This window comes from Burkholderia sp. LFS061 (genome assembly GCF_047978125.1).
GTDB classification, from domain to species: Bacteria; Pseudomonadota; Gammaproteobacteria; order Burkholderiales; family Burkholderiaceae; genus Burkholderia; species Burkholderia pyrrocinia_C.
On the sequence record NZ_JBFPFS010000019.1, the window covers coordinates 104,396 to 122,739 of the forward strand.

At 66.3% G+C, this 18,344-nt stretch carries 20 protein-coding genes; 16 read left to right on the forward strand and 4 right to left on the reverse strand.

Going from position 1 to position 18,344, the window contains the following annotated elements:
* Positions 1-17: 17 nt before the first annotated feature.
* The 4 genes from ACNQQL_RS18665 to ACNQQL_RS18680 all read left to right on the forward strand — a co-directional run bounded on the left by ACNQQL_RS18665 (position 18) and on the right by ACNQQL_RS18680 (position 4,435).
* The gene (locus tag ACNQQL_RS18665) at positions 18-1,268 is read left to right on the forward strand and encodes a DUF1479 domain-containing protein (RefSeq protein WP_347065027.1); all 1,251 of its coding nucleotides are present in this window, start codon (positions 18-20) and stop codon (positions 1,266-1,268) included.
* Between the two features lie 209 nt (positions 1,269-1,477).
* Complete coding sequence (locus ACNQQL_RS18670) at positions 1,478-2,236, forward strand: dimethylarginine dimethylaminohydrolase family protein (RefSeq protein WP_347065028.1); 759 nt, start codon at positions 1,478-1,480, stop codon at positions 2,234-2,236.
* 98 nt (positions 2,237-2,334) lie between these two features.
* Positions 2,335-2,799, forward strand: a complete 465-nt coding sequence (locus tag ACNQQL_RS18675) for an Lrp/AsnC family transcriptional regulator (protein WP_034180011.1) — start codon at positions 2,335-2,337, stop codon at positions 2,797-2,799.
* 97 nt (positions 2,800-2,896) lie between these two features.
* Positions 2,897-4,435: an amino acid permease gene (locus ACNQQL_RS18680; protein WP_347065029.1), complete on the forward strand. Its 1,539-nt coding sequence runs from the start codon at positions 2,897-2,899 to the stop codon at positions 4,433-4,435.
* A gap of 61 nt (positions 4,436-4,496) precedes the next feature.
* On the opposite strand, the gene ACNQQL_RS18685 is transcribed toward ACNQQL_RS18680, so the two are convergent.
* Complete coding sequence (locus tag ACNQQL_RS18685; protein ID WP_347065030.1) at positions 4,497-5,402, reverse strand: LysR family transcriptional regulator; 906 nt, start codon at positions 5,400-5,402, stop codon at positions 4,497-4,499.
* Positions 5,403-5,540: 138 nt separating this feature from the next.
* Between ACNQQL_RS18685 and ACNQQL_RS18690 the strand changes: the two genes are divergently transcribed.
* Both ACNQQL_RS18690 and ACNQQL_RS18695 read left to right on the forward strand, forming a co-directional pair.
* Positions 5,541-6,905 (forward strand): MFS transporter, encoded by a 1,365-nt coding sequence (locus tag ACNQQL_RS18690; protein ID WP_347065031.1) that lies wholly within the window; start codon positions 5,541-5,543, stop codon positions 6,903-6,905.
* Positions 6,906-6,941: 36 nt separating this feature from the next.
* On the forward strand, positions 6,942-7,340 hold the full coding sequence (locus ACNQQL_RS18695; protein ID WP_347065032.1) for a DUF4440 domain-containing protein: 399 nt from the start codon (positions 6,942-6,944) through the stop codon (positions 7,338-7,340).
* Between the two features lie 48 nt (positions 7,341-7,388).
* Here the strand turns inward: ACNQQL_RS18695 and ACNQQL_RS18700 are convergent, their stop codons facing one another.
* Positions 7,389-8,114, reverse strand: a complete 726-nt coding sequence (locus tag ACNQQL_RS18700) for a glutathione S-transferase (protein WP_347065033.1) — start codon at positions 8,112-8,114, stop codon at positions 7,389-7,391.
* A gap of 120 nt (positions 8,115-8,234) precedes the next feature.
* A complete protein-coding gene (locus tag ACNQQL_RS18705; RefSeq protein ID WP_347065034.1) occupies positions 8,235-8,558 on the reverse strand; it encodes a cupin domain-containing protein in 324 nt (107 codons plus the stop codon).
* A 397-nt stretch (positions 8,559-8,955) separates the two neighbouring features.
* Here ACNQQL_RS18705 and ACNQQL_RS18710 point away from each other — a divergent pair, with 397 nt between their 5' ends.
* The 8 genes from ACNQQL_RS18710 (at position 8,956) to asd (ending at position 15,643) form a co-directional block, all read left to right on the forward strand.
* Positions 8,956-9,777, forward strand: coding sequence for a hypothetical protein (locus ACNQQL_RS18710; RefSeq protein ID WP_347065035.1), 822 nt, complete (start codon positions 8,956-8,958; stop codon positions 9,775-9,777).
* A gap of 32 nt (positions 9,778-9,809) precedes the next feature.
* A complete protein-coding gene (locus ACNQQL_RS18715; protein WP_347065040.1) occupies positions 9,810-10,568 on the forward strand; it encodes a Tat pathway signal protein in 759 nt (252 codons plus the stop codon).
* Between the two features lie 232 nt (positions 10,569-10,800).
* Complete coding sequence (leuC, locus tag ACNQQL_RS18720) at positions 10,801-12,210, forward strand: 3-isopropylmalate dehydratase large subunit (RefSeq protein ID WP_072444117.1); 1,410 nt, start codon at positions 10,801-10,803, stop codon at positions 12,208-12,210.
* Between the two features lie 3 nt (positions 12,211-12,213).
* Positions 12,214-12,360 (forward strand): entericidin A/B family lipoprotein, encoded by a 147-nt coding sequence (locus ACNQQL_RS18725; protein WP_034179997.1) that lies wholly within the window; start codon positions 12,214-12,216, stop codon positions 12,358-12,360.
* A 68-nt stretch (positions 12,361-12,428) separates the two neighbouring features.
* Positions 12,429-13,079 carry a 3-isopropylmalate dehydratase small subunit gene (gene leuD, locus ACNQQL_RS18730; protein WP_034179996.1) on the forward strand — a complete coding sequence of 217 codons (651 nt, stop codon included), beginning with the start codon at positions 12,429-12,431 and terminating at the stop codon, positions 13,077-13,079.
* A 77-nt stretch (positions 13,080-13,156) separates the two neighbouring features.
* The gene (leuB, locus tag ACNQQL_RS18735) at positions 13,157-14,224 is read left to right on the forward strand and encodes a 3-isopropylmalate dehydrogenase (RefSeq protein WP_347065036.1); all 1,068 of its coding nucleotides are present in this window, start codon (positions 13,157-13,159) and stop codon (positions 14,222-14,224) included.
* Positions 14,225-14,319: 95 nt separating this feature from the next.
* The gene (locus ACNQQL_RS18740) at positions 14,320-14,439 is read left to right on the forward strand and encodes a hypothetical protein (RefSeq protein ID WP_006756675.1); all 120 of its coding nucleotides are present in this window, start codon (positions 14,320-14,322) and stop codon (positions 14,437-14,439) included.
* 82 nt (positions 14,440-14,521) lie between these two features.
* Positions 14,522-15,643, forward strand: a complete 1,122-nt coding sequence (gene asd / locus ACNQQL_RS18745) for an aspartate-semialdehyde dehydrogenase (protein WP_034179994.1) — start codon at positions 14,522-14,524, stop codon at positions 15,641-15,643.
* A 102-nt stretch (positions 15,644-15,745) separates the two neighbouring features.
* On the opposite strand, the gene flgE is transcribed toward asd, so the two are convergent.
* Positions 15,746-16,990 carry a flagellar hook protein FlgE gene (gene flgE / locus ACNQQL_RS18750; RefSeq protein ID WP_347065037.1) on the reverse strand — a complete coding sequence of 415 codons (1,245 nt, stop codon included), beginning with the start codon at positions 16,988-16,990 and terminating at the stop codon, positions 15,746-15,748.
* Positions 16,991-17,016: 26 nt separating this feature from the next.
* On the opposite strand from flgE, the gene ACNQQL_RS18755 reads away from it, so the two are divergent.
* Both ACNQQL_RS18755 and ACNQQL_RS18760 read left to right on the forward strand, forming a co-directional pair.
* Positions 17,017-17,214 carry a hypothetical protein gene (locus tag ACNQQL_RS18755; RefSeq protein WP_204422621.1) on the forward strand — a complete coding sequence of 66 codons (198 nt, stop codon included), beginning with the start codon at positions 17,017-17,019 and terminating at the stop codon, positions 17,212-17,214.
* A 687-nt stretch (positions 17,215-17,901) separates the two neighbouring features.
* Positions 17,902-18,344 (forward strand): FimV family protein (locus tag ACNQQL_RS18760; protein WP_416392644.1); only part of this gene is annotated, 443 nt, incomplete at its 3' end.

Here is an 18,344-nt window from a genome sequence, read left to right on the forward strand (position 1 = left end):
TTCAGCGAGGAGACACGATGCAACTGACGATTGACGATCTGCCCGCCGCGATCCGCGCGGCGAAACAGGCGCTGCGCGCCGACCTGCCCGGTTACGCGGCCACGTTCCGCGAGCTGGAAGGCGACATCGCGCGGCAGGTCGACGCGATCCGCCGCGCGCATGCGCATGGCCGCGACGTGATTCCGGTGGTGCCGTTCGCGGATATCGCGAGCGGCACTGTCGATCCGCACGCGATTGCCGCGATCCGCACGCATGGCGCGGTCGTGATTCGCGGCGTGTTCGACGCACGGCAGGCGAGCGACTGGAACGACGAGATCGGCGCGTATCTGGATGCGAACCGCTTCGCCGACCGGCTGAATGCGCGTGTGGAGGATCGCTATTTCGGCAACCTCGCGTCGGGCAAGCCGCAGATCTACGGCGTCTACTGGTCGAAGCCGCAGGTGGTCGCGCGCCAGTCGCCGGCGCTCACGCAGGCGCGCGTGTTCCTGAACCGCCTGTGGCGGCATGCGGACGGCGCGCGCACGCATTTCGATCCCGACCAGGTACCCGCCTATGCGGACCGGATTCGCCGCCGGCCGCCGGGTTCGACGTCGCTCGGGCTGTCGCCGCATGTCGACGGCGGCTCCGTCGAACGCTGGCTCGGCGCGAACTTCCGCCAGGTCTATCGCCACGTGCTGGCCGGCCGCTGGCGCGATTACGACCCGTTCGATGCCGCGTTCCGACCCGATGTCGAGGAGATCCCGTCGCCGGCCGTGTGTTCGATGTTCCGCACGTTCCAGGGCTGGACCGCGTTGACGCCGCAGGGGCCCGGCGACGGCACGCTGCAACTGATCTCGGTCGCGAATGCGATGGCCTATGTCGTGCTGCGCGCGCTGCAGGACGATGTTGCCGACGACGACCTGTGCGGCGCGCGTCCCGGCCGCGCGCTGTCGATCCGGCCCGAATGGCACGCGCTGCTGCTCGACGGGCTGGTGCCGATCCCGCACATGGAGCCGGGCGATGCGGTGTTCTGGCATGGCGACGTCGTGCATGCGGTCGAGGATGCGCACCGCGGCAGCGGCGACAGCAACGTGATGTACATCGCGGCCGCGCCCGGCTGCGCGAAGAACGACGCGTACCTGCGGCGCCAGTTGCCCGCGTTCGTGCGCGGCGAGAGCCCGCCCGATTTCCCGGCCGATCATTTCGAGGTCGAATTCGACGGGCGCGGCGGGGAGGGCGATCTCACGACGCTCGGCCGCTCGCAGATGGGGTTCGGGCCCGGCGTGTAACGGGAGCGCCGCATACGAAAGCGGCCGTTCGCGACACGGCGAACGGCCGTCTGCCGAATCCGCTGCGTGCCGCGCGCAATTCGACGTAATCGGCTGTCGGTGCAGCCGAAATCGACGCGAATTGCGCAATTTGGCTTCCGATAATGGTCCGGACACAACGCCGCTACCCCGTGCGCCGCACGGGTGTGGCGATGACCAAGGAGGAGTCGATGCAATTCACGCAAGCGATCGTTCGTCGTCCCGCGCCGTCTTGTGGCGCGGGCCTGACCACCGCCGAACTCGGCGCACCCGACTACGACAAGACGCTCACGCAGTTCCACGCGTATTGCGACGCGCTGCGCACGCTTGGCGTCGAGCTGATCGAGCTGCCGCCGCTGGACGCATTCCCCGATTCGCATTTCGTCGAAGACGTCGCCGTCGTGACGCCGGAGTTCGCGGTGATCACGCGCCCCGGCGCGCCTGCTCGGCGCGGCGAGACGGCGCATATCGAAGCGGCGCTCGCCGCGCATCGCGACCTGCTGCCGATGCAGGACGGCCGTCTCGACGGCGGCGACGTGATGCTGGTGGGCAAGCGCTTCTACATCGGCATGACCGGCCGCACCGACGCCGAAGGCATTGCCGCGTTCGAATCGCTCGTGTCGCGCTACGGTTATTCGGTCGTCGCGGTGCCGGTCGGCGCCGGCCTGCACCTGAAGTCGGTCGTCAACGCGCTCGGCGACGACACGCTGCTCGTGACCGAAGCGCTGGCCGCGCACCCGGCGTTCGCCGGCTACCACCGGATCGCGATCTCGGCCGCGGACGAATACGCGGGCAACACGCTGCGCGTGAACGGCACGCTGATCACGCCGGCCGGTTATCCGCGCGTGCACGACGCGATCGCGTCGCTCGGGCTGCCGCTGCACGTGATCGACACGAGCGAGTTCCGCAAGATGGACGGCGGCCTGACCTGCCTGTCGCTGCGGTTCTAGCCGATTGGCGCGCGGCCGCTTCGGCCGGATAATGTGGCCCCCGCGCGGACAAGGAGACGTCCCGCGCACCAGCCACGACCCGACCGGAGCGAACGCGGATGACCGACAAGAAGATGCAGCTCGACAAGATCGATCTCCGGATCCTCGACATCCTGCGCACCGACGGGCGGATTTCCTACCGGAAGCTGTCGGAGCTCGTGAACCTCACGCCGCGGCCCTGCCAGGCGCGCGTGGAGCGGCTCGAGGCGCTCGGCGTGATCGAAGGCTACCGCGCGGTGATCAACGCGCCGCGCGCGACCAAGCCGATCGTCGTGATCGCTCAGATCGTGCTGGCCGATCACGGGCGTTCGCAGGCGCCGTTCGAGGATGAAATGCGGGCCAATCCGGCCGTGCTCGATTGCTGGCTCGTCAGCGGCACATTCGATTTTCTCGTGCGGCTCGCATGCGAGGATCTCGACGAGTACCGGCGGATCGCGAACGCGTGGCTGGAAAGCCCGCGGTACCGGATCGAGAAGATCGTGACGACGGCCGAACTGCAGGCGATCAAGCGCAGCGTCGTGTGACGCGCCGGGAAGGTCCGGTTTCGATGCGAAAGACCAGGCCAATCGATTTGTATTCCGAATCAAATTGGTCGACCCGAATCCAATCAGGGTGAACACCATGGATGCTTTGCAAGCGGCAGCGCAGACGGCCGCGCCGTCCGGGACGACGCTGAAGCGCCGTCTGCAGGGCCGCCACATCGCGATGATCGCGATCGGCGGCTCGATCGGCACGGGGCTGTTCGTCGCGTCGGGCGCGTCGGTCGCGCAGGCGGGACCGGGCGGTGCGATCGCCGCGTATCTCGTGATCGGGATCATGGTCTACTTCGTCGTCACGGGGCTCGGCGAGATGGCGGCGCTGATGCCCGTGTCGGGCTCGTTCGCAATCTACGGCGAGAAGTACGTCGACGAAGGCTTCGGCGTCGCGCTCGGCTGGACCTACTGGTATAGCTGGGCCGTGACGATTGCGATCGAGCTGGTCGCCGCGCAGATCGTGATGCGCTACTGGTTTCCGGCCGTGCCGGGCGTGTGGTGGGGCACGGCCTTCCTTGTGCTGATCTTCCTGCTGAATACGCTGTCGGTACGCGGCTTCGGTGAATCGGAATACTGGTTCTCGCTGATCAAGGTCGTCACCGTGATCGCGTTCATCGTGGCGGGGCTGCTGATTGCGGCCGGCGTGCTGGGCACCGGGCATCCGGTCGGCTGGCGCAACTTCACGACGGGCGAAGCGCCGTTCGTCGGCGGCGTGCACGCGATGATGAGCGTCGCGCTGATCGCGGGTTTCTCGTTTCTCGGTACGGAACTGGTCGGGATCACGGCCGGCGAATCGGAAAACCCGCGCAAGACGATCCCGCGCGCGGTGAAGCAGATCTTCTGGCGGATCATGCTGTTCTACGTGCTCGCGATCTTCGTGATCGGCCTGCTCGTGCCGTACACGGATCCGAACCTGCTGAAGAGCGACGTGACCGACATCGGCGTGAGCCCGTTCACGCTGGTGTTCAGCCATGCGGGCTTCCCGCTCGCCGCCGGCGCGATGAATCTCGTGATCCTGACTGCCGTGCTGTCGGCCGGCAATTCCGGCACCTACGCGGCGACGCGGATGCTGTACAACCTCGCATCGGAAGGGCGTGCGCCGGCGATGTTCGCGACGCTGTCGCCGGGCGGCGTGCCGCGCAACGCGCTGTACGCGACGATGGCCGTCGGCGGGCTGTGTTTCCTCACGTCGCTGACCAACAACCAGAGCATCTATCTGTGGCTGCTGAATACGGTGGGCATCACGGGTTTCATCGCGTGGCTCGGCATCGCGGTCTGCCATTACCGGTTCCGCAAGGGCTTCCTGAAGCAGGGCTACCGGCTCGATCAGTTGCCGTATCGCGCGAAGTGGTTTCCGTTCGGGCCGCTGTTCGCGATCGCGATCTGCATCGTGATCTCGCTCGGGCAGGATTACCAGGCGTTCTTCGCGGCCCGCATCGACTGGATGGAAGTGTTGTCGATCTATGTGTGGATTCCGCTGTTCGTCGCGATCTGGTTCGCGTATCGCCGTGCACGCAAGAGCCGGCTCGTGCGCTACGAGGAGATGGACATCGGGCCGTGGCTGACGCGCTCGGTCGAGGCCGTCGACGCGGCGGCGGACCCGCGCGAGCGATCGCGCGACGCGTAGTGCACGCGCCGGATCGACACGCGGCTGCGGGAGGACGCGACGGCTGCCTGAGCCGCCGCGTTCAGGCCAGATAGGCCTTCATGAAATCGACCCACGCGCGCACCTTCTGCGGCACGTGCGGGGTCGACGGGTACAGCGCGTAGACGGCCTGCGGCGGAAACCGGTAGCCCGGCAGCGCGTCGACCAGCGCACCGCTCGCGAGGTCGTCGCGCACGAGCCATTCGGGCAGCAGCGCGACGCCGCTGCCCTGTCGCGCGAGCACGCGCAGCACCGACGCGTTGTCGACGACGACACGCGGCTTGGCGCCGGGCTGAAAGGCGTGCGGGTTGCCGTCGCGATCCGCGAGCGTCCAGGTGGCGATCCGCTCGAGCCGCGTGTGGCCGAGTTGCGGCAGGCGCGCCAGTACGTCGGGCGAATCGATGCGCGACAGGCCGGCAGCGGCGAGCAGCGACGCGGCGATCACGGGCCGCACTTCATAGGTCGCAAGGCACGCGCCACGGTACGGCAGGTCCTGAAACTGTTCGAGGCGCCCGAGCCGGATCGCGACGTCGACGCGCTCGCGCACCAGATCGACCTGCGACGCATGCGTCTCGAGCCGCACGCGCAGCGCGGGATGGCGCTGCATGAATTCGTGCAGCGCCGGCGCGACGACCATCGTCCCGTACTCGACGGTCGACGTCACGCGCAGCACGCCGTGCATCCCGCCATGCTCGCTGCGGGCATCGTCGATCGCGCTCTCGGCTTCCTCCAGCACGCGCAGGCAGCGCGCATAAAAGCGCTCGCCCGCGTCGGTCAGCTCGACGCGCCGCGTCGTGCGCGTGAGCAGCGTGACGCCGAGCTCGGTTTCCAGCTGCTTGATGTTGAAGCTGACCGCGGCCCGGGCCTGATTCAACTGGGCGGCGGCGGCCGTAAACGACCCCGATTCCACGACGGCGCGGAAGACGGCGAAACGATCGAGACTCACCATGGCATGTCGGCTGCTCTGCGGAAAACCGACATGTTGCCCTGATTGTCAAAATTTTTCGACCAGTCTTGCCGGCCGGGCGGTCTTATCGACGCGTGCGGCGAACCTTACACTGCGGCGTTTCGTTCGCCTCCCGCCGACATGACCGATCGCTCGAAAATTGCCGCTGTCTACCTGCTCGGGTTCGCGATCGATCTCGCCAACATGTTCGTCATCAACGCCGCGTATCCGACGATCCAGCGCGAGCTGCACGCATCGGTCGCCCAACTGGCGTGGATCGGCAACATGTACGTGCTCGGGCTGACCGTCGTGATCCCGCTCGGCACGTGGCTCGCGCGGCGTTTCGGCGAGCGCCGCCTGCTGATCGCGTCGCTGTTGCTGTTCGCGCTCGGCAGTGCCGGCGTCGGCCTGTCGGCATCGATCGGCGCGCTGCTGGCATGGCGGTTGATCCAGGGACTCGGCGGCGGGCTGCTGATTCCGGTCGGGCAGACGATGGCTTATCGTGCGTATCCGCCCGATGCGCGCGCGCACCTGACGTCGATCGTGATGATGGTTGCGCTGCTCGTGCCGGCGCTGTCGCCGGCGCTCGGCGGCGTGATCGTCGATCGCGCGTCGTGGCGCGCGATCTTCTTCGGCATGCTGCCGCTGGCCGCGGCCACCAGCGTGCTCGCGTTCGCGTGGCTGCCGCCCGACGACGCGAGCGAACGCCCGGCGGCGCTCGATGTGCGCGGCCTCGCGTTGAGCGCCGCGGCGCTCGTCGCGCTGCTGCTCGGCCTGACCGCAACGGGGCAACCCGGCGGCGTCGCATTCCCGTTCGCGATGCTGGCGGTCGCACTCGCTGCCGGCGCCGGCTATGCGGCGCATGCGCGTCGCGCCGCATCGCCGGTGCTCGACCTGCGCCTGCTCGCGCAGCCGCTGCTGCGGATCGGTGTCGTCGTCTATCTGTGCGTGCCGGGCATCTTCACAGGCGTCAACCTCGTCGCGTCGCTCTATCTGCAGAATGCGCTCGGATTGAGCGCCGCCCACACCGGTGCGTTAATGTTGCCGTGGGCAATCGCGTCGTTCTTCGCGGTCGCGACGACGCGTCGCTGCTTTGCGCGTCATGGCGCGAAACCGCTGTTCGTCTGCGGGATCGCGATCGATTGCGCGGGAATCGCGTTGCTCGCGACGCCGTGGGTTGCATTCGAGACCGCGCGTATCGCGGCGTTCGTCGCGATGGGGTTCGGCGCAAGCCTGTGCACGAGCGCGTCGCAAAGCGCAGCGTTCGTCGACGTGCCGGCCGACCGGATGGCCGACGCGAGCGCGCTGTGGAACATCAATCGCCAACTGGGTTTCTGTCTCGGCGTGGCCGTGCTCGGCGGTGCGCTCAATGCGCTGCTGGTATTCGACGCGGGAGGCCTGTCGTCGGCGCCGTACCGGCTGTGCTTCTGCTTCGCGGCGCTGCTGACCGCGCTGCCGCTGGGCCCGATCGCGCGGCTTCCCGCCCGCCGCGCGGTCGTCGCGTAACCCGCATCACTTCATTACAAGGAACCTGAGAGCCTCATGAACCTGCCGAATCCGTATTTCCAGGCAGTCGTCGACGCGCACGTCGACATCGAACGCTGGCTGTCCGGCCGCGCGGCGCCCGGGCGGCTCGCGTCGCTGCTGGTGCGTTTTTCGCCGGGATTTTCGATGATCACGCTGTCGGGTACGGTACTCGATTACGCGGGCGTCGACGCGCTGTTCTCGCGCGGTCACGGCGCGCGCCCGGGGCTGATGATCGGCATCGACGAATTGCGCGGTTTGGCGGTGTGGTCGAACGGCGCGGCGATCGGCTATCGCGAGACGCAGACCGATGGAGACGGGCGGCGCGCGGTGCGGCGCTCGACGGCCGTGTTCCGGCGCGAAGCGGATGGCCTGATCGTGTGGCGACACCTTCACGAGACGCCGGTCGCTGCGTGAGCGGGAACCGTGCCGCCGCGCGCGACGGCGCACGGGCATCGGCAGCCGTTACTTGTCCAGCTCCGGATAGTGCCGGAAGATCCCCATGTCGTTGAACGGGATGCGGCGCTCCGAGTCGAGATAACGCGCGACGGAAGTATGTTGCGCGACGCGGTCGTGCAAGCCGACGAGCCCCGCGACTTTCCGCTCCGCGCGCTTCATCGCCTTCGGAAACGCATAGCGCAAGCCCTCGATGAGCTGGAACATCGAAAGGTCCGCATAACTGAGCGCGCTGCCCGCGATATGGCCGCTCTTGTGCGGATTCTGTTCGAGCACGCGATCGAAATAGCCGAGGAATTTCGGCAGCCGATTCTCGAGGAAATCGGCCGCGCGCTCGGCCGCTTCCGCTTTCTGGTCCTCGTAGTACAGGCCGCTTGCGATCGGATGATGCGTGTCGTGGATCTCGGTGACGAAATCGGCGACGGTCAGCTGGATCTGGTGCACCCACAGCCGGCCGGCTTCGTCGTCGGGCGCGAGCCCGAGCCGCGCGCCGAGAAACAGCAGGATGTTCGCGGTCTGCCCGACGACCACATCGCCGGCCTTCAGGAACGGCGGCGCGAACGGCACGCATTCCGCGTTCGCGCTGTCCATCATGCGCATCATCGCCGACACGCCCATGCCGAGCCCCGATTCGCGCGCGACGTCGACATAGTCGGCTTCGGCAGCCTCGAGCGCGAGCCGCACATATTCGCCGCGGCCCTGGATCTCGGGCCAGTAATAGAGTTCGTATCGCATGCTGTTCTCCTGTCCAGTTGAACCGGATGCTTGTCCTATCGTGATAACCGAGCAGCCGTGCGCGGTCCGCCGGGAATAGACAGTCTAGGCAATCGCGAGAAAAGTGCTGCGCGCATCGCGTCACGCGCCGCGTTCGCCGCCTTCGGGGCCGTAGAAGAACACCCACGTCGAGAAGTCGCCCGAGAAACCGACGAAGCGATGCTCCGCGTGAGCGGGGACGAACAGCACGTCGCCGGCCGAGACGTCGGATTTGCGCCCGTCGACGATGAAGCGCGACGTGCCGGTGGCGATCACGTAAACCTCGTCGCGCGTATGCGGCTTCTGCTTGTCCTCGATGTGCGGCCGGTACAGCTCGACGTCGAGCGTGCCGTGCCGAAACAGCGTCGTGAACAGCGAGCCTTCTTCGTCGAGGCGAGCTAGCGATTCGTTCAGGCCGAGCTTCATCGTGGTGGGCTCCGGATCCGATCGTGGGAACGTGCGTTGTGCCATCGTAACGCGAAATCCGGAGATGGCCGTGCAGTACGCGACGATGCACGCGAATCGCATCCTCGCCACCGGTGAAACGGTGGCCGTGGTCGCTCGCCACGGATGAAACGCATTCGTCCATCGATGAAACGGCATGACGATCGCCTGCATTCGATCGACAGGTTCACCGCAATTTAATAAACGCCCGCTACGATCCTGCATCGTCGATCGACTGGGTGCAGCGATCCGATCCGCGCGTCGATCCTGTCGACCGTCTCCCAACCGCGTGACATGCCCGATTGTCACTTTCCCTGAACCCGCTATTTGCAACGCCGCGACCTGCTGCCGGCGTTGTTCGCATCGCTTCGTATCTCTTATGAATCTGAACCCGTCGGCTTCTTCACGCAGAAAATTTCTTGCTGCCGCCCCCGCCGTTGCGGCAGCACCGCTGCTGAGCGCATGCGGCGGCGACGACGTCACATCGGCGCCTGTCACCGACAGCGCACTTGCCGCGCAGATGTCCGCGAAGCTGAACGCGCAGCTCGGCGATGCGGCGACGGTCAATGCGATCGTGCCGGCGCTGACCGATATCGGCTTCACCTGGGGCCTGCCGACGGTGCCGGCCGCGCAGATCGGCGCGATCGTCGCATACAGCTTCGGCAACCGTCCGAACGCGGCGAGCGGCAACACGTCGAGCACGGGCGGCAACCAGTCCGCGCTGCCCGATCCGGGGCCGGTCAACGAAGCGCTCGCGGACGCCGTGTACCGCATCCGCCAGTTGAAGCCCGTCAAGGTCTACGCGCAGTGGGAAATCGCGCGCTTTCTCGTGTCGAAATACGGAATGGGCGCCGACGTGCTGTCGTCGATCGAACCGGTGATCGCGAGCGACGGCTCGATCGTGTACCTGAGCACGGCAGGCGTCGCCGCCGTGGCCGTGTCGCGCGCGGGCGGCGCGGCCGCGATGGGCACCGTCGCGGTGGTCGGCCATCGCGATCACGCGAAGCGCTGCATCCAGACCTCGCAGCAGGCGGGCATGAAGGCGGCTGCCGTTGCCGAGGTGCCGCTCCCGACGCTCTACGACCCGCAATCGGGCCAGCCGTGGACGCGCAACCGCAGCCTGTATCTCGTGCACGACATGTATGCGCAAATGCTCGGCCGCGCGATGGCCGCCACGACGCAGGCCTTCCCGAAAGGCTGACCATTCCCGCTTTCCACACGATCCCGATGACCATGAAAACCCGCCGCCATTTCCTGGCTTCCACTTCCGCACTCGCCGCATCGTGCGCGGCCGCCGCGCCCGTGTTCGCAAGCGACGCACCGGCGTCCGATGCCGAACTGCAGCGCCAGATGCTCGGCAAGCTGACGAACGAACTGAACGATCGCGCGGCCGCCGCCGACGAGACTGGTTACCTGTTCGACACGTTTTTCTCGTGGGCGCCGCCCACCGTCGCGGCGGCCGGCATCAATACGATCGTCGCGTTCAGCTTCGGCAGTCGCGCCGCGGCATCCGGTGCCGTGCCGGTGCCGGGCCCGGTGAACGAGGCGATTGCCGACGCCGTGTTCGCGCTCCGGCAGAAGGTCGCCGTGCCGGTCTGCGCGCAGCAGGAAGTCGCGAGCGTGCTCGCGTCGAAATACGGGCTGACAGCGGGCGTGACGACGATCGCGACGCCTGCCCTGAGCGCCGGCAGCCCGATACCGACGCCCGACGGCGTCGCCGCCGCGATCGTCAAACAGGCCGGCTCGGCCGCGGCGCTCGGCAAGGTCGCGATCGTCACGCACGCGGATCAGGCGTCGATCGCCGTGCGCGTGTCGAATGCGGCGGGGATGCAGGCGGCGGTGCCGGCCGGGCTGGTGCTGCCGGTCGCCTACGACACGTCCGCGCAGCAGCCGGCGATGCGCCGCCGCGATCTCTACCTGATGAGCAACGCCGGCATGCAGCTGGCGATGCTGCGGCTCGACCTGATCAAGCGCGAATATCCGAACGGCTGAGGCCGCCGGTTCCGGCCCGTCGCGCCGGGTCCGGGCGACGCGATCCGCGATCGAGGTCATCCGGACCCGGCGTGCCCCATTTGCCGGGTAATGCCGATACAGGTATTGGCACTACCAGCCAAACCACTGTTTTTAATGGGTTTTTTCGCGCCCGGCCTGCGCCGCGACGCGTTCTGCGTGGCATAATCGACCGCATCCGCAAGGCTTGTAGTCACAACGACCCCGCATACCCATGGCACAGACTCTCTACGACAAACTGTGGAATACCCACGTCGTCCACACCGAGGATGACGGCACGGCATTGCTGTACATCGACCGTCAGCTGCTGCATGAAGTCACGAGCCCGCAGGCGTTCGAAGGGCTGAAGATCGCGCAGCGTCCGGTGTGGCGCATCAGCGCGAACCTGGCCGTGTCGGATCACAACGTACCGACGACGGACCGCAGCCACGGCATCGCCGATCCCGTCTCGAAGCTGCAGGTCGACACGCTCGACGCGAACTGCGATGCGTTCGGCATCACGCAGTTCAAGATGAACGACATGCGCCAGGGCATCGTCCACATCATCGGGCCGGAGCAGGGCGCGACGCTGCCGGGCATGACGATCGTGTGCGGCGATTCGCATACGTCGACGCACGGCGCGTTCGGCGCGCTCGCGCACGGCATCGGTACGTCGGAAGTCGAGCACGTGCTCGCGACGCAAACGCTGCTGCAGAAGAAGAGCAAGAACATGCTCGTGAAGGTCGAGGGCGCACTGCCGCGCGGCTGTACCGCGAAGGACATCGTGCTCGCGATCATCGGCAAGATCGGCACGGCCGGCGGCACGGGCTACGCGATCGAATTCGGCGGCTCGACCATTCGCGCGCTGACGATGGAAGGCCGCATGACGGTCTGCAACATGGCGATCGAGGCCGGCGCGCGCGCGGGCATGGTCGCCGTCGACGATACGACGATCGATTACTTGAAGGGCCGTCCGTTCGTGCCGACCGGCGCGGAATGGGATCAGGCCGTCGAATACTGGCGCCAGTTCAAGTCGGACGAAGGCGCGCAGTTCGACCGCGTCGTCGAATTGAACGCGGCCGAGATCGTCCCCCAGGTCACGTGGGGCACTTCGCCGGAAATGGTCACGTCGATCGACGGCCGCGTGCCCGATCCCGAGCGCGAGAAGGATCCGGTCAAGCGCGACGCGATGGAGCGCGCGCTGGCCTACATGGCGCTCGAGCCGAACACGCCGATCGAATCGATCAAGGTCGACAAGATCTTCATCGGCTCGTGCACGAACGCGCGGATCGAGGACATCCGTGCGGCCGCGTATGTCGTGAAGAAGCTGAACCGTCGCATCGCGTCGAACGTGCGGCTCGCGATGGTCGTGCCGGGCTCGGGCCTCGTGAAGGCGCAGGCCGAACGCGAAGGGCTCGACAAGGTGTTCACCGACGCCGGTTTCGAATGGCGCGAGCCGGGCTGCTCGATGTGCCTCGCGATGAACGCCGACCGGCTCGATCCGGGCGAGCGCTGCGCGTCGACGTCGAACCGCAACTTCGAAGGCCGGCAGGGCGCGGGCGGTCGCACGCACCTCGTGAGCCCCGCGATGGCGGCGGCCGCGGCGATCGAAGGCCACTTCGTCGACATTCGCAAGCTGGGGTGACGCGTGACGGCATCGAAGATCATTGCGCGGCTGGTTGCCGCGCTGGCGCTGGCGGGGCTGGGCTTCGGCCTCGCGGGCTGCAATACCGTCCAGGGCTTCGGGCAGGACGTCAACGCCGCCGGCAACGCGCTGAAGCGCGCCGCGGAGTGACGATTCCCGCCGAGAATTTGTCGATGTGCGCCGGCTGAAGGCCGGCCCTCCAACCGGATAGACGGATCATGGAAAAATTCACAGTACATACCGGCGTCGTGGCGCCGCTCGATCGCGAGAACGTCGACACCGACGCGATCATCCCGAAGCAGTTCCTGAAGTCGATCAAGCGCACGGGCTTCGGTCCGAACGCGTTCGACGAGTGGCGTTACCTCGATCACGGCGAGCCGGGCCAGGACAACTCGAAGCGTCCGCTGAATCCCGACTTCGTGCTGAACCAGCCGCGCTACCAGGGCGCATCGGTGCTGGTCGCGCGCAAGAACTTCGGCTGCGGCAGCTCGCGCGAGCACGCGCCGTGGGCGCTGCAGCAGTACGGCTTCCGCGCGATCATCGCGCCGAGTTTCGCGGACATCTTCTTCAACAACTGCTACAAGAACGGTCTGCTGCCGATCGTGCTGACCGAGCAGCAGGTCGATCACGTGTTCAACGACACGTACGCGTTCAACGGCTACCAGCTGACGATCGACCTCGACGCGCAGGTCGTGCGCACGGGCGACGGCCGCGAGTATCCGTTCGAGATCGCCGCGTTCCGCAAGTACTGCCTGCTGAACGGCTTCGACGACATCGGCCTCACGCTGCGCCATGCGGACAAGATCCGCCAGTTCGAAGCCGAGCGGCTCGTGAAGCAGCCGTGGCTCAACACCAAGCTGGTCGGCTGATATATCGCCTTCGAGGCGGGCGCGCTATCCGCGCGTTCGCCGGCCTGCTCCATAACCTACCCAGTCAGGAATAACGCATGAAGATTGCAGTGCTGCCCGGCGACGGCATCGGTCCGGAAATCGTCAGCGAAGCGGTGAAGGTGCTGAACGCACTCGACGAGAAGTTCGAACTCGAACAGGCGCCGGTCGGCGGCGCGGGCTACGAGGCGAGCGGCCATCCGCTGCCCGACGCGACGCTGAAGCTCGCGAAGGAAGCCGACGCGATCCTGTTCGGCGCGGTCGGCGACTGGAAGTACGATTCGCTCGAGCGCGCGCTGCGCCCCGAGCAGGCGATCCTCGGGCTGCGCAAGCATCTCGAGCTGTTCGCGAACTTCCGCCCGGCGATCTGCTATCCGCAGCTCGTCGACGCTTCGCCGCTGAAGCCCGAGCTCGTCGCGGGCCTCGACATCCTGATCGTGCGCGAACTGAACGGCGACATCTACTTCGGCCAGCCGCGCGGCGTGCGCGCCGCACCGGACGGCCCGTTTGCCGGCGAGCGCGAAGGCTTCGACACGATGCGTTACTCGGAACCGGAAGTGCGCCGCATCGCGCACGTCGCGTTCCAGGCGGCACGCAAGCGCGCGAAGAAGCTGCTGTCGGTCGACAAGTCGAACGTGCTCGAAACGTCGCAGTTCTGGCGCGACATCATGATCGACGTGTCGAAGGAATACGCGGACGTCGAGCTGTCGCACATGTACGTCGACAACGCGGCGATGCAGCTCGCGAAGGCGCCGAAGCAGTTCGACGTGATCGTCACGGGCAACATGTTCGGCGACATCCTGTCGGATGAAGCGTCGATGCTGACGGGCTCGATCGGCATGCTGCCGTCGGCGTCGCTCGACAAGAACAACAAGGGCCTGTACGAACCGTCGCACGGTTCGGCACCGGACATCGCGGGCAAGGGCATCGCGAACCCGCTCGCGACGATCCTGTCGGCCGCGATGCTGCTGCGCTACTCGCTGAATCGCGCGGAGCAGGCCGATCGCATCGAGCGTGCGGTGAAATCGGTGCTCGAACAAGGCTACCGCACGGGCGACATCGCGACACCGGGCTGCAAGCAGGTCGGTACGGCGGCAATGGGCGACGCAGTGGTCGCGGCACTGTAAGCAGATAGTAAAGGGTACGAACGTGGCCGGTAAAACGGCGCGTTCGCACCGGGTTGGCCGTTGTGCGGCCGAATAGGTTTGTGTAGACTCGAATGATGGCGCTGATTTCCCTGATCTCCCCGGTCCTGAAACTCCACGGCAACACTGCCCGTGCGGGTGCGCGCGCCATCGTCATCACGAAAACCATTACCACGAAAACGATCATTAAACGCTGATCGTCCGTCGTGCCCGCCTGTTTCCCCGCGCGGTCACGCCGGGGACGGAAATGGCGGGGAAGCTCCATTCAAAGGGTTAGTCATGAACGTAGGTCTCGTAGGTTGGCGCGGCATGGTCGGCAGCGTCCTGATGCAGCGCATGCAGGAAGAGGGCGATTTCGACCTGATCGAACCGGTGTTTTTCAGCACCAGCAACACGGGCGGCAAGGCGCCGTCGTTCGCGAAAAACGAGACTACGCTCAAGGACGCGACCAACGTCGACGAGCTGAAGAAGTGCGACGTGATCATCACGTGCCAGGGCGGCGATTACACGAACGACGTGTTCCCGAAGCTGCGCGCGGCCGGCTGGAACGGCTACTGGATCGATGCGGCATCGTCGCTGCGGATGAACGACGACGCCGTCATCATCCTCGATCCGGTCAACCTCGACGTGATCAAGGACGCGCTCGTCAAGGGCACGAAGAACTTCGTCGGCGGCAACTGTACGGTCAGCCTGATGCTGATGGCGCTCGGCGGCCTGTTCCGCGAGAACCTCGTCGACTGGATGACGGCGATGACCTACCAGGCCGCATCGGGCGCGGGCGCGCAGAACATGCGCGAGCTGCTGTCGCAGATGGGCACGCTGAACGGCGCGGTGCAGGAGCAGCTCGCCGATCCGGCTTCCGCGATTCTCGACATCGACCGCCGCGTGCTGGCCGCGATGAACAGCGACGCGATGCCGACCAGCAACTTCGGCGTGCCGCTCGCCGGCTCGCTGATCCCGTGGATCGACAAGGATCTCGGCAACGGGATGTCGAAGGAAGAGTGGAAGGGCGGCGCGGAAACCAACAAGATTCTCGGCAAGCCGGCGATGGGCGAGCCGGGTTCGATCCCGGTCGATGGCCTGTGCGTGCGGATCGGCGCAATGCGCTGCCACTCGCAGGCGCTGACGATCAAGCTGAACAAGGATGTGCCGCTCGACGAGATAAACGGCATCCTCGCCTCGGCGAACGACTGGGTGAAGGTCGTGCCGAACGAGCGTGAAGCGTCGATGCGCGACCTGTCGCCGGCGAAGATCACCGGCACGCTGACGGTGCCGGTCGGCCGCCTGCGCAAGCTCGCGATGGGCGGCGAATACCTGTCGGCATTCACGGTCGGCGATCAGCTGCTGTGGGGCGCGGCCGAGCCGCTGCGCCGCATGCTGCGCATCCTGCTCGACAAGTAAGCCTGCTTGCCGGTCCGGCCTGCGGGCCGGGCTGCACAAGATGACGCGCCGCGTCGGCCTTGATGATGTCAAGGCTGGCGCGGCGCGTTTTTCATGCGTGGATCAGCGCAGGTTCAGCAGCGTCTGGTCGACCGTCTGCTGGGTCTTGATCGTCTGCGCGTTGGCCTGGTAATTGCGCTGCGCGGTGATCAGGTTCACGAGCTCGGTCGTCAGGTTGACGTTCGAGTTTTCCAGCGCGCTGCCCTGCAGCGTGCCGTGGTTCGTGCTGCCCGGCGCGGAGATCTGCGGCACGCCCGACGCGGCGGTCTCCGCATACTGGTTGCCGCCGATGTTCACGAGCCCGTTCGGGTTGTTGAAGTTCGCGAGCGCGATCAGGCCGAGCACCGCGCTCTGGCCGTTCGAGTAGTTGCCGGTCAGCTTGCCGTCGGTGCCGATCGAGAACGTCGTCAGCGTGCCGCTCGCGAAGCCGTCCTGCGCGAGGTTGTTTACGCCGTTCTTCCCGCCGTACTGCGTCGTGCCGCTCAGGTCGAGCGTCAGGTTCTGCGGGTTGGCGCCGCCCGTCGTGTTTGGGATCGAGAACGCGAACTGACCGAGGCTCGGCGTCGGCTGGCCGGTGGCAGCCGATGTCGTCGAGCTGATCCGGCCCGATGCATCGAACGTGACGGTGCCGAGATTGGTCGGCGTCTGGCCCTGTACGCCCGCGTAGGCCTGCCAGGTGCCGGCCGCGCTTTTCGCGAAATACATCGTGACCTGCTGCGAGCCGCCGAGCGTGTCGTAGACCTGGATCGACGAATTGTAGTTGTACGTCGTGTTGTCGCTCGCGTTGAACGGCGTCTTGGCCGGCACCTTGTCCTGCGAGTTCAGGTTGAACTGGCCGGTGATCTTGCTCGTCGCCTGCGGCGCGATGTTGTTGGTCGGGGCCTGCAGCGGCACGGTCTGCGCGGTGTTGATCACGCCGCCCGCGCCTGCCGCATAGCCCATCAGGTTGCGGCCTTGCGAGTCGACGATGGCGCCGGTCTTGTCGCGGTGGAACGTGCCGTCGCGCGAGTACGTCGTCGCGCCGTTGCTCGACATCTGGAAGAAGCCGTTGCCGTTGATCGCGATGTCCAGCGACGAGTGGGTCGAATTGATCGTGCCCTGGCCGAATTGCTGCTGCACCGACGCGAGCTTCGTGCCGATGCCGATCTGCGTATTGACCGACGTCGCGACCGAATTCGCGTACATGTCGGAGAAGTTCGCGCGGCCCTGCTTGAAGCCGGTCGTGTTTGCGTTCGCGATGTTGTTGCCGATCACGTCGAGATTGCTCGACGCGCCGGCCAACCCGCTCAAACCCTGCTGATAGCCCATGTTCGATCCCCGTAACGAGCTGGTGAGTGAATGCAGTCTTGCAACTGCGCGATGACCCTCTGGCGTCTCACGGCGTCAACCCGGCCGATCGCAGTCCCGCCTTTCCGGCATGTGCGAACGCAATGGCCGGATTGCGCCGATTCCTGTTTGAAGTCGATCGTAGCGACAGCGATTATTTGATCTGTGTAATTTTGTGTAATGTGATTGAATTACTGTCGAAATGATCGCTTTTGTATGGGTAATTGGCCGTGCTGTCAGGTCTGAAAGCCTTGCGGGGCGGGGATTTGGCGGGATGAATTTTCAATTAGACGATAAGAGGTGAGAATTGACTTCTTATCGTTCAATTGAAATTGATTTGAATGAGATCGGCGGGGCGGCGGGGGTATTTGAAAATGACGGCTGTTAATCAATTAACGGCAGGTGACGCGAATTGTTGAGCGAATGCGCTCGATTACCCCGGCCGTGGTTCGGCGCCGGAACCGGTCGGCGGAAACGTGGAAGCGCCGAACCGCTTGCGCGGCCGTTCCTGCATCGCATCGTTTGGCGCGAGGAAGGGCAGCGGCGCGGCGTAAAGCCTTGCCATTCGTTCCGGATGAGATGTTGCCGCAAGGATTTTGATCCATTGATGCCTATCCTTTCGATCGATCCGGCGCGCCGGCTGCAGTGCGCGACCCGTGCGGCAGCCCGACGCGATCGCTGCGTGCGCCGCGACGTGCGAGCGCGGCCGGTTGCACCCGCAGCCGATGAATTCGGCCCGAACGCGAGCACGTGAAGTAAACTACGCGGTTACGACGCACAGACCAGCCGAAAGCGTCGCGTTCCGCGCGACGCTTTTGCATTTCTGCGGCAACTTTATTGACGCTTCCAACCGCGAATCCGAGCCGCGCCCGCGCGCGGAGATAGAGCCTACGATGTCCCGAATTTCCTTGTTTCCGCGTCAGTCCCGTCTGTCGCGCGCCGTGCGTGGCGCGCTGGCGATTCTGGCGCTCGGCGCAGCCGCGTCGGCCTGGGCGACCAGCACAGGCGAACTGCCGGCGTCTGCTGCCGGCGCCGCCGCGCCGCTTACCGTGACGGTCCAGCCGGGCCAGTCGTTGAACGACATCGCGAAAGCGGCGACGCAATCGCATGATCCGGGCGTGCTCGCGCGCGCCGGCCGCGCGCTGTTCGACGCCAATCCGCAGGCGTTCATGAAGCGCGACGCGAGCCGCCTGAAAGTCGGCGCGACGCTGACCGTGCCCGCGCTCGACGCAACGGGCGCGGCGCTTGCGCCGGCCGGTGCGTCTGGCGCATCCGGTGCGGCGGCTGCCTCCGCGCCCGCCTCCGCCTCCGCACCCGCTGCCGCGTCGGGCGGTGC

Coding starts and splice junctions, on each gene's coding strand:
- ACNQQL_RS18705 (WP_347065034.1), bottom strand. CDS start 8,558: ATGAAGCTCGGCCTGAACGAATCGCTAGCTCGCCTCGACGAAGAAGGC.
- leuD (WP_034179996.1), top strand. CDS start 12,429: ATGGAAAAATTCACAGTACATACCGGCGTCGTGGCGCCGCTCGATCGC.
- ACNQQL_RS18740 (WP_006756675.1), top strand. CDS start 14,320: ATGGCGCTGATTTCCCTGATCTCCCCGGTCCTGAAACTCCACGGCAAC.
- flgE (WP_347065037.1), bottom strand. CDS start 16,990: ATGGGCTATCAGCAGGGTTTGAGCGGGTTGGCCGGCGCGTCGAGCAAT.
- ACNQQL_RS18710 (WP_347065035.1), top strand. CDS start 8,956: ATGAATCTGAACCCGTCGGCTTCTTCACGCAGAAAATTTCTTGCTGCC.
- ACNQQL_RS18695 (WP_347065032.1), top strand. CDS start 6,942: ATGAACCTGCCGAATCCGTATTTCCAGGCAGTCGTCGACGCGCACGTC.
- leuB (WP_347065036.1), top strand. CDS start 13,157: ATGAAGATTGCAGTGCTGCCCGGCGACGGCATCGGTCCGGAAATCGTC.
- ACNQQL_RS18690 (WP_347065031.1), top strand. CDS start 5,541: ATGACCGATCGCTCGAAAATTGCCGCTGTCTACCTGCTCGGGTTCGCG.
- leuC (WP_072444117.1), top strand. CDS start 10,801: ATGGCACAGACTCTCTACGACAAACTGTGGAATACCCACGTCGTCCAC.
- ACNQQL_RS18715 (WP_347065040.1), top strand. CDS start 9,810: ATGAAAACCCGCCGCCATTTCCTGGCTTCCACTTCCGCACTCGCCGCA.
- ACNQQL_RS18700 (WP_347065033.1), bottom strand. CDS start 8,114: ATGCGATACGAACTCTATTACTGGCCCGAGATCCAGGGCCGCGGCGAA.
- ACNQQL_RS18665 (WP_347065027.1), top strand. CDS start 18: ATGCAACTGACGATTGACGATCTGCCCGCCGCGATCCGCGCGGCGAAA.
- ACNQQL_RS18670 (WP_347065028.1), top strand. CDS start 1,478: ATGCAATTCACGCAAGCGATCGTTCGTCGTCCCGCGCCGTCTTGTGGC.
- ACNQQL_RS18675 (WP_034180011.1), top strand. CDS start 2,335: ATGACCGACAAGAAGATGCAGCTCGACAAGATCGATCTCCGGATCCTC.
- ACNQQL_RS18685 (WP_347065030.1), bottom strand. CDS start 5,402: ATGGTGAGTCTCGATCGTTTCGCCGTCTTCCGCGCCGTCGTGGAATCG.
- ACNQQL_RS18680 (WP_347065029.1), top strand. CDS start 2,897: ATGGATGCTTTGCAAGCGGCAGCGCAGACGGCCGCGCCGTCCGGGACG.
- asd (WP_034179994.1), top strand. CDS start 14,522: ATGAACGTAGGTCTCGTAGGTTGGCGCGGCATGGTCGGCAGCGTCCTG.